General features: G+C 28.9%; 4 protein-coding genes (1 of these 4 cut by a window edge). All 4 read left to right on the forward strand.

The window, feature by feature from the left end; translation table 11 throughout:
* Tightly spaced (at most 12 nt apart), the 4 genes in view from ACN5L8_RS14750 to ACN5L8_RS14765 form a layout consistent with a single transcriptional unit that may run on beyond the window.
* On the forward strand, positions 1 to 3375 hold the end of the coding sequence (locus ACN5L8_RS14750; RefSeq protein WP_419173377.1) for a beta strand repeat-containing protein. 23691 nt of this gene lie to the left of the window's left edge; the window shows 3375 of its 27066 coding nt (coding positions 23692-27066); its start codon lies off the left edge, out of view; its stop codon occupies positions 3373 to 3375.
* Positions 3376 to 3386: 11 nt separating this feature from the next.
* Positions 3387 to 5183: a tetratricopeptide repeat protein gene (locus ACN5L8_RS14755; protein WP_419173378.1), complete on the forward strand. Its 1797-nt coding sequence runs from the start codon at positions 3387 to 3389 to the stop codon at positions 5181 to 5183.
* Positions 5184 to 5195: 12 nt separating this feature from the next.
* Positions 5196 to 7283: a type I secretion system permease/ATPase gene (locus ACN5L8_RS14760; protein ID WP_419173379.1), complete on the forward strand. Its 2088-nt coding sequence runs from the start codon at positions 5196 to 5198 to the stop codon at positions 7281 to 7283.
* A 3-nt stretch (positions 7284 to 7286) separates the two neighbouring features.
* Positions 7287 to 8561, forward strand: coding sequence for an HlyD family type I secretion periplasmic adaptor subunit (locus ACN5L8_RS14765; protein ID WP_419173380.1), 1275 nt, complete (start codon positions 7287 to 7289; stop codon positions 8559 to 8561).
* Positions 8562 to 8711: the final 150 nt, after the last annotated feature.

Here is an 8711-nt window from a genome sequence, read left to right on the forward strand (position 1 = left end):
AAAACTGGTTCAGGAAATGATACTTTTGTTGTAACATCAACAAGTGGACTTGATACTTTAGATGCAGGAAATGGAACAGATACTTTACAATTAAGTGGTAACTTAGATTTATCTTCTGTAACACTTTTAAACTTTGAAAATATAGTAGTAGCAAATGGTGATACTTTAACATTAAGTGCAACAGATTTAGATAATGAGACTTTAAATATTGAACTTCAAGGAAATGCAAACTTAATCATTGAAGGTACTTCAAATAGTGCAGATTTTGACTTTGATAATATAACAATAAATAAAACTGGAACTGCAAATGGTCTTGTTACTTTAGAATTAGATAATACAATTGATTTAACATCAAAAAATATAAATGGTACAAATAATATTTTAGATGTAATCTCAGTTAATAATGGAACTACTACTATTTTAGAATCACAAGCTACAACTTTAGATGAGGTAAATGGAAATGGAAGTGTAGTTGTAGAAGTAAGTAGTAATAGTTCAAGTGATTTTGGAGCTATTTTAAATTTAACTAACTCAGCAAATGAAACTATCAAATTTACTGGAAGTTCTACTTTCACAGGAAGTTTTGGTGATTCTACAGTTGAAGTTGGTTCAGGATTTACATTAACAACAGCAATTGATAAACTTGACTCAGTAGATGTTTCAGGTGCTGGAAATATAGCAGCAACTGGAAACTCTTCGAGTGTTGATTTAAGTGCAGTTCAAAATGATATCTCTTTTGATGGAACAGTAATTTTAGGGAATAATAAAGTAAGTCAAGGAGATATTGCTTTAGGAAATAGTGCAGTACTTACAATTGAAGATGCTTTAGATATTAGTTCTAAAGTTATTACTGGAACAGGAACATTAAACTTACAAGGTGGTGGAACAGTTGATTTATCAAATGTAAATGTATCTACATTAAATGGTAATTTTACAACTGCAACAACATTAAATGGTTTAGGAGTTGATATTGATGCTTTAGCTTCAAGTGCAAATATTACAATAAATGCTCAAAATAGTGTATCATCTATTCAAACAGGAAATGGTAATGATATTATCAATACTGTAAATGGAGCAACAGATATTGATGGTGGAACTGGAAATGATACTGTAGTTTATACTGCAAATACTACTTTATCAGGAACTTTAACTTCTATTGAAACAATTACTATCAATGGAAGTAACTTAACATCAAATGTTTCAAATGTTTCAGGAGCTACAGTAAATGGAACTGGAACTTTAACTATTAATTCAAATGGAACATTAGATGCAAGTAATATCTCAAACAATTTAATTCTTGATTCAAGTATTACTTTAAGTGATGCAGGAACAGGTATTATTACTGTAAGTAATGGGCAAACATTAACAGCAGATGCAAGTGTGTTAGATGGTCTTACAATTAATGGTTCTGGAAATGTAGTTGTAACAGGGACATCAACGACTGTTGATTTAAGTGGAATATCAAATGATATAACAGTATCAGGTACAGTGACGTTAGAAGATAGTAAAGTAAATCAAGGTGATATTACAGTAAATGGTTCTTTAACTGTATCAGATGCAACAGATATAAGTGGCAAAACAATTGATGGTACAGGAACATTAAACTTACAAGGTTCTGGAACAATTGATTTAGCTAATGTTACAGTTAATACTTTAACAGGTGACTTTGATTCTTCTTCTACAACTTTACAAAATTTAGGGGTAGATTTAGATGCTTCAGCTTCATCTGCAAATCTTCAAGTGCAAACTGATGATGGTAGTTTAGATATTTCAACGGGAAGTGGAAATGATACTGTTGTTTATACTTCAAATACTACTTTAACTGGTACTTTAACAAATGTAGAAAATATTTCATTAAATAATGCAGTTGTATTAACAACAACAATTGCAGCTTTAGGAACTATGGCAGTAGCTGAAACTGGAACAGCAACAGTTCAAATAACTGATGCCAATGGGACTTTAGACTTAAGTAATATTTCTACAAATATAATCCTAGATGGAAGTGTGACTGTAAGTTCTTTAAATGCTTCTGTTGGAACTATTACAACAACTGCAACAAAAACAATAAGTGTTGATGCAGATGTTATTTCAAGTAAAACTGTACTTGGAAATGGAATTGTTGATATTACTAGTGGTTCCGCATCTTTAATTGATTTATCAAATATTTCAAATGATATAAAAGTAAGTAGTGATTTTGAAATTAGTTCTGTAAATAATGGTTCAAACTCTATAGAAATTTCAGCTTCAAATACCTTAAGTGCTGATGCAACTATAATTAGTGGACATACTATAAATGGTACTGGCACATTAGCTTTAGATGGAAGTGGTGGAGTAATTGATATGTCAAATATTAGTTCTATAGATTTAACAGCTAATATGACTGGAAATACTACTTTCAACAATTTATCAGTAGATATTAATGCTTCTTCTTCAACAGGAAATATCACTATAAATGAAACAGCAGGTAATAATCTATCTATAACTACTGGAAGTGGTAATGATGAAGTTAATTTAAGTAATGGAAATGATACTGTTGAATTAGGTGAAGGAAGTGACACTATTAATGTTTCTCATAATAACATTGATGTAAACGATAATATTTCAGATAGTGGAACAATAGGAACAGATACTTTAAATATAACAAGCTCTGGGAATATTGATTCAGCAAATTTAATTGATGTAAGTGGTTTTGAAAATCTAAACCTTTCTAGCGGAGATGATAATATCTCTTTTGATGATACAACTGAGTTTAATAACTTTATTAATGAGTTTACAAATATCTCTGATTCAGGAGGAAATGATACTTTATCATTTGGAACTAATTCTGTTTCAGGAGATTTAGACTTTAGTAAATTAGGAGATTTTGAAAACTTAAATCTTTCATCAAATGATGATAATATTACTTTAAGTGGAGATGAACCTTCAAATATAAATGGTGGAGCTGGAGATGATAACTTCACTTTAGATTTTGCAAATATTGATGACTTTGTTATTGATGGTGGAAGTGATACAAATGCTGATAAAATTACTTTAACCGGAACAACACAAAGTATTTCAACAGACACAGTATTTGGACATGCAAACTCATTTACAAATATGGAAGAAATAGACTTTACTAATTTAAATTTAGATAATGGTGGAACTGGTTCAGAGTTTGAATTAACAGCAGATTTACTTAACTCTTGGGCAGGTGATAGTTCATCTAATTTAAAACTTATTTTAGATGCAGATGCAGCTTCTAAATTAGAATTTACAGCTAAAGACGGTACTAAATACGGTGGTAATGATGGAGATACTACAGCATTAACTAATGGTGGTTCTTATACTCTTAATGATAATGGAGTAGATGTAACACTTGATATTGTAATTCAATAAATAGGAATATTATGAGCAAAAATGAAAATATAAAAGAATTATTAAAAAAAGCATATGAGGCTTACTCTAAAAGTGATTTAGAATCTTCTAAAAATCACTATTTAGAGGTTTTAAAACTTGATGAAAAAAATAGTGAAGCATTAGGAAATTTAGGTGTAATTTTTAAAGCTTTAGGTGATAATAAAAAAGCCTATGATTTTTATATTAAAGCAATAAATACAAACCCTAAAAACTCTATGACTTATAATAACCTAGGAAATCTTTTAAAAGATACTAAAAACTATAAGGCTGCTTTAAAAGTTTATGCTGATGGTATAAAAGTAAATCCAAAAAACTATCACGCATACAACAATATCGGAATGGTTTTTGAAAATCTAAATGACAATAACAAAGCAATTCAAGCATATAAAGATGCAGTAAGAGTAAATCCAAATTTTGATAAAGCTGTAAATAATATTGGAGTAGTTTTATACAAACAAAAAAAATATAAAGAAGCAATAGAAATCTTTAAAATAGCCCTAAATATAAATCCTAAATATGTAGAATTATTTGCAAATATTGGAGCTTGTTATAATAAACTAAAAATGTATGATGAAGCTATTGAAAATCTTGATAAATCAATAGATTTAAATCCTAAAAATGCAGGAGCATATACAAATCTAGGGAATGTATATAACAAGTTAAAAGATTATAAAAAAGCAGCAAAGCTTCACGAAAAATCCATTGAATTAGACCCAAAAGGAGCAAATGCTTATAGTAATGTAGGAACTTCATATAAGTATTTAGGTCAGGCTTCTAAAGCAATTGATTCTTATAAAAAAGCAATTGAACTAAATCCTACTTTTGAAAATGCTCACTTTGATTTAGCAACTATTCTTCTTGCAAAGGGTGACTTAAAAGAAGGATTCAAAGAGTATGAGTGGAGATATAGAAAAGACGAAATGAAAGGTCATATTCTAAACAACAAAGATATTTTTTCAAAGCCAATGTTTAAAGGTAATGAAGATGTAAGGGGTAAAACTATCTTACTTCACTCTGAACAAGGTTTTGGTGATTCAATTCAATTTATTAGATTCTTGCCTCAATTTAAAGAGAAGTTTGGATGTAAAATAGCTGTTAAGTGTAGAGATGAGTTAAAAGAGTTATTTAAATGTATAGATGAGATTGATGTTTTAACACATAGAAGTGAGCCAACACCAGTTTTTGATTATCATCTATCAATTATGAGTATGCCTTATATTTTAGGAATTTCTTCAAATAAAGAGCTTATAACAAATACTCCATATCTTTTTGCAACAAAAGATAAAGATTTAGAAGTGAAAGAAGAAAAAGGGAAAATCAATATTGGTATTTGTTGGTCTGCCTCAACTACTTCAGAAAGCTATGAAGAAAGAGTATTAGAGCTTGAAAAGTTTTTACCTATAATAAATAATGATAAAATCAATGTTTACAACCTTCAATTGGGTGAAGATAAAAAACAAATTGAAGAACTAGGTTTAACAAATAAGGTTATTGATTTAAGTGATAAATTAACAGATTTCTCAAAAACAGCATCATTAGTAAAAGAGCTTGATTTAGTTATCTCTTCTGATACTTCAGTTGTACATCTTTGTGGTGCACTTGATGTTCCAACTTGGGTTTTAGTTCCAAAAGTTCCAGATTTTAGATGGCAAAATAAAGGTGTGAATTCATCTTGGTATAAAAGTGTAAAAATCTTTAGACAAAAGAGTTTAGGGGTTTGGGATAACGTATTTCAGTCTGTTTATGATAAACTATTTTCAAATTTTAAGATTAAAATAAAAAAATAGGTTAGGAATTTTTTGGAAGAGACTATTAGTAGAGACGAATACCCTTTAATATATTCATTAAAATATGTATTAGACTTTTATTTTGGGGATATTTCATTAGAGACAATATTAAATATTAGTGCATCTTCAAGAGAAGGTTTTACCAAAGAGTTAGCAATTGATGTTGCAAATGAAGTTGGACTTACAGCTGTTTCAAAAAATATAGAAGCAGGAGATATTCCTGCTCACTTTTTTCCTTGTGTTATTTTTGATAGACATGATAAGCCTTTTATTCTTTTAAAAAAAGATAGAGATGTTTATTTATATGACCCAGTAACAAATAAAGAAGTAAGAGAAAATAAAAGCTTTTTAGGAAATTTTAAAAAAGCTATCTTGATTTTTAGAGACCCTAAAAAAGAGAAACTAATAGAATCAAGTAGAACAAAAGATTGGTTTTGGTCTCCTGTAAAAACTTTTTGGCGTTCATATATTGAAGTTGGTTTCTTAACACTTTTTATAAATATGTTTGCCCTTGCCGTACCTCTTTTTACAATGAGTGTATATGATAGGGTCGTTCCAAATAATGCAACAGAAACTCTTTTTGTACTTGCAAGTGGAGTAGTTATAATACTTCTTTTTGATGTTTACTTTAAAAGTGTTAGAAATCATATTATAGAAAATGTAGGTAAAAAATTAGGCGTTTATTTAGAAGAAGAGCTGATGAAAAGAATGCTTAAAATCAAATCTGAGTATGATAATATGTTAGTTGGTTCAAAGGCAAATCTTTTTAGAGAACTTCATCAAATAAAAGATTTTTTTGCTACAAAATCTATTTTACAAGTTATTGATTTACCATTTTTCTTTATAGCTTTACTTGTAATCTATCTTATTTCACCAGCAGTTGCAGCTGTACCTTTTATAGTTGCTATACTTATTGTACTTTTTAATTATTTTATGCAAAAGCCTATTGAAAATCTTAGTAAAAAGAATGTAGAAAATGTACAAGCAAAAAACTCTTATTTAGTAGAGACAATTCAAGGTAGTGAAATAATCAAACTTACAAATGCCTCTTCTACAAAACTATTTAACTGGAGAAACTTAGTTGCCAAAACTGACTCTATAGGACAAAGAATACAATCATTAAATGTATTTTCAATGAACCTTTCTCAAACAGTAGTACAATTTGTGACGATGATGGTTATAGTTGTTGGAGTATTTGAAATTGCTTCAAATAATTTAACAGTTGGGGGACTTATTGCTGTAACTATTTTATCAAGTAGGGCAATGGTTCCTGTAATTCAAACTTCTATGATGGTTATTAGATTTAAAGAGATAAAAGAGTCTTTAAATAATATAAATGAATTCTGGCATCTACCCCTTGAAAATGATAATAATATGGAAATAGGTGTTGGAAAAATAAAAGGTGATATTGAGTTTTCTAATGTTGAGTTTTTCTATAAAAATAGTAAATATCCTTCTTTAAAAGATTGTAACTTAAAAATTAAGCCTGGAGAAAAAGTAGGGATTATTGGACAAACTGGTGCTGGTAAAACTACTTTTTTAAGGTTGCTCTCTGGACTTGATAGTGCTACAAGTGGAAATATATATTTAGATGGACATGAAATTTCTACTATGCATCCTGTTGAAATAAGACAAAATATTGGTGTTATGACTCAAGAGCCATTTTTATTTTCTGGAACATTAAAAGAGAATATAGAATTATCAAATCCTATTAGTAAAGAAAGAATGATGGAACTTATTAAACTAACTGGTTTAGAGGAGTTAGTTAAAAAAAGTGGTCAAGGTGATGCTTTACAAGTAGGGGAAAGAGGAAGTAGTTTATCAGTAGGGCAAAGACATTTAGTTGCTCTTGCAAGAGCAATACTAAATGACCCTCCAGTATTACTTTTAGATGAGCCTACAACTGGACTTGATGTTGGATTAGAGAAGAAATTAATTATGCATTTAAAAGAGCTAATGAGAGATAAAACACTATTTGTGATTACTCATAGATTTGCAGCTTTAGATTTAGTTGATAGAGTTATTGTTTTAAATAATGGTCAAATAGTTGCAGATGGACCCAAAGATAAAGTGTTGGCTGCACTTCAAGGAAAGAGATAACAGATGAATAATAAGTTTTTTGAAGAGACTAAATGGAACTATTATGTATCTGTAGTTCCTATCATGCTATTTTTTATAGCTTTTATTACTTGGTCTTTTTTTAGTGAAATAGATGAAGTTGTAAGAGGTGCTGGAAAGGTAGTTCCTTCTTCTCAAACAAAAGTATTACAGAACCTTGAAGGTGGGATAATTTCAAGTATTAAAGTGAATGAAGGACAAAAAGTTGCTAAAGGTGATGTTATTTACACTCTTTCAAATAAGTTCTTTAAAGCTGATTTAAAATCAAAAGAGATAGACCTTTTAGCTTACAGAGCAAACCTTATTAGACTTGAGGCTCTAATTGATGAAAAATCATCAGTAGAGTTTCCCCCTGAACTTTTAGAAAAAATTCCAGATATCGTAGAAAATGAAAGAAGAATTTTCTATGAAGATTTTAATAACTCAATTACTAAGATTGAAATAGCAAGAGATCAATTAAAACAAAAGCAATACAAACTGAAAGAAGCAGAAAGTAAATTTGAAAATTTAAGCTTAGAATTAAATCTTGCACAAGCAAATATGAAAATTTTAGAGTCTTTATATAAAAAGAAAGTTGTTTCTAAAAAAGAGTATTTAGGTGAGTTATCAAAAAAGCAAAACATTGTTACTAAACTTTCTGATACAAGAAACTCTATACCTATCATTAATGAAGAGATTCAAGAATCTAAAAAAAGAATTCAAACAGTTAAGTCTGAAATAAGAACTAAGCATCTTCAAAAGTATTCAGCACTTAAAGCAGAAATAAGTAAATTAACAGAGAAAAACAAAGCAAATGCAGATAGAGAGCTTAGAAAAGATGTTATCTCTCCTGTAAATGGAATCATTAATAAACTATACTTTTACACAATAGGTGGAATAGTTAAACCTGGTGATAAGATGGCAGAAATTACTCCTTTAGATGACTCTTTAACTATTGAGGCAAGAGTTAATACTTCTGATAGAGCACAAATTTGGGAAGGACAAGATGTATCAGTTGAAATTACAGCTTATGATTTTTCTAAATTTGGATTGTTAAAAGGGAAGTTAATATCTATTTCCCCTGACTCATTTGAAGATAGAAATGGCAATATATTTTATCTAGTAAAAGTAAAGGCTAATCACGACCAATTTGCTCCAGATTTACCTATTTTACCGGGGATGATTGCAAATATTAATATTCTAACTGGAAAGAAAACAGTTCTTCAATATATAATTAAACCTTTAAAAGATGTAAGTAAAAATGCATTGAGTGAACAATAATTCAAAAATAGTTAAAAAATAAATAATTTTCTAACTATTATTATGTAATTTTCAATTATTTAAAAGCTTAAATTAACTATTATATAGCGTTTTATTAATTAATTATATATTTTAAGGGCTAGTTAATGTTTAGTTTTTTTAAGTTCCTAC

It is taken from the genome of Halobacteriovorax sp. (assembly GCF_048381875.1).
In the GTDB taxonomy this organism is placed as follows: Bacteria; Bdellovibrionota; Bacteriovoracia; order Bacteriovoracales; family Bacteriovoracaceae; genus Halobacteriovorax_A; species Halobacteriovorax_A vibrionivorans.

Coding starts and splice junctions, on each gene's coding strand:
- ACN5L8_RS14755 (WP_419173378.1), top strand. CDS start 3,387: ATGAGCAAAAATGAAAATATAAAAGAATTATTAAAAAAAGCATATGAG.
- ACN5L8_RS14765 (WP_419173380.1), top strand. CDS start 7,287: ATGAATAATAAGTTTTTTGAAGAGACTAAATGGAACTATTATGTATCT.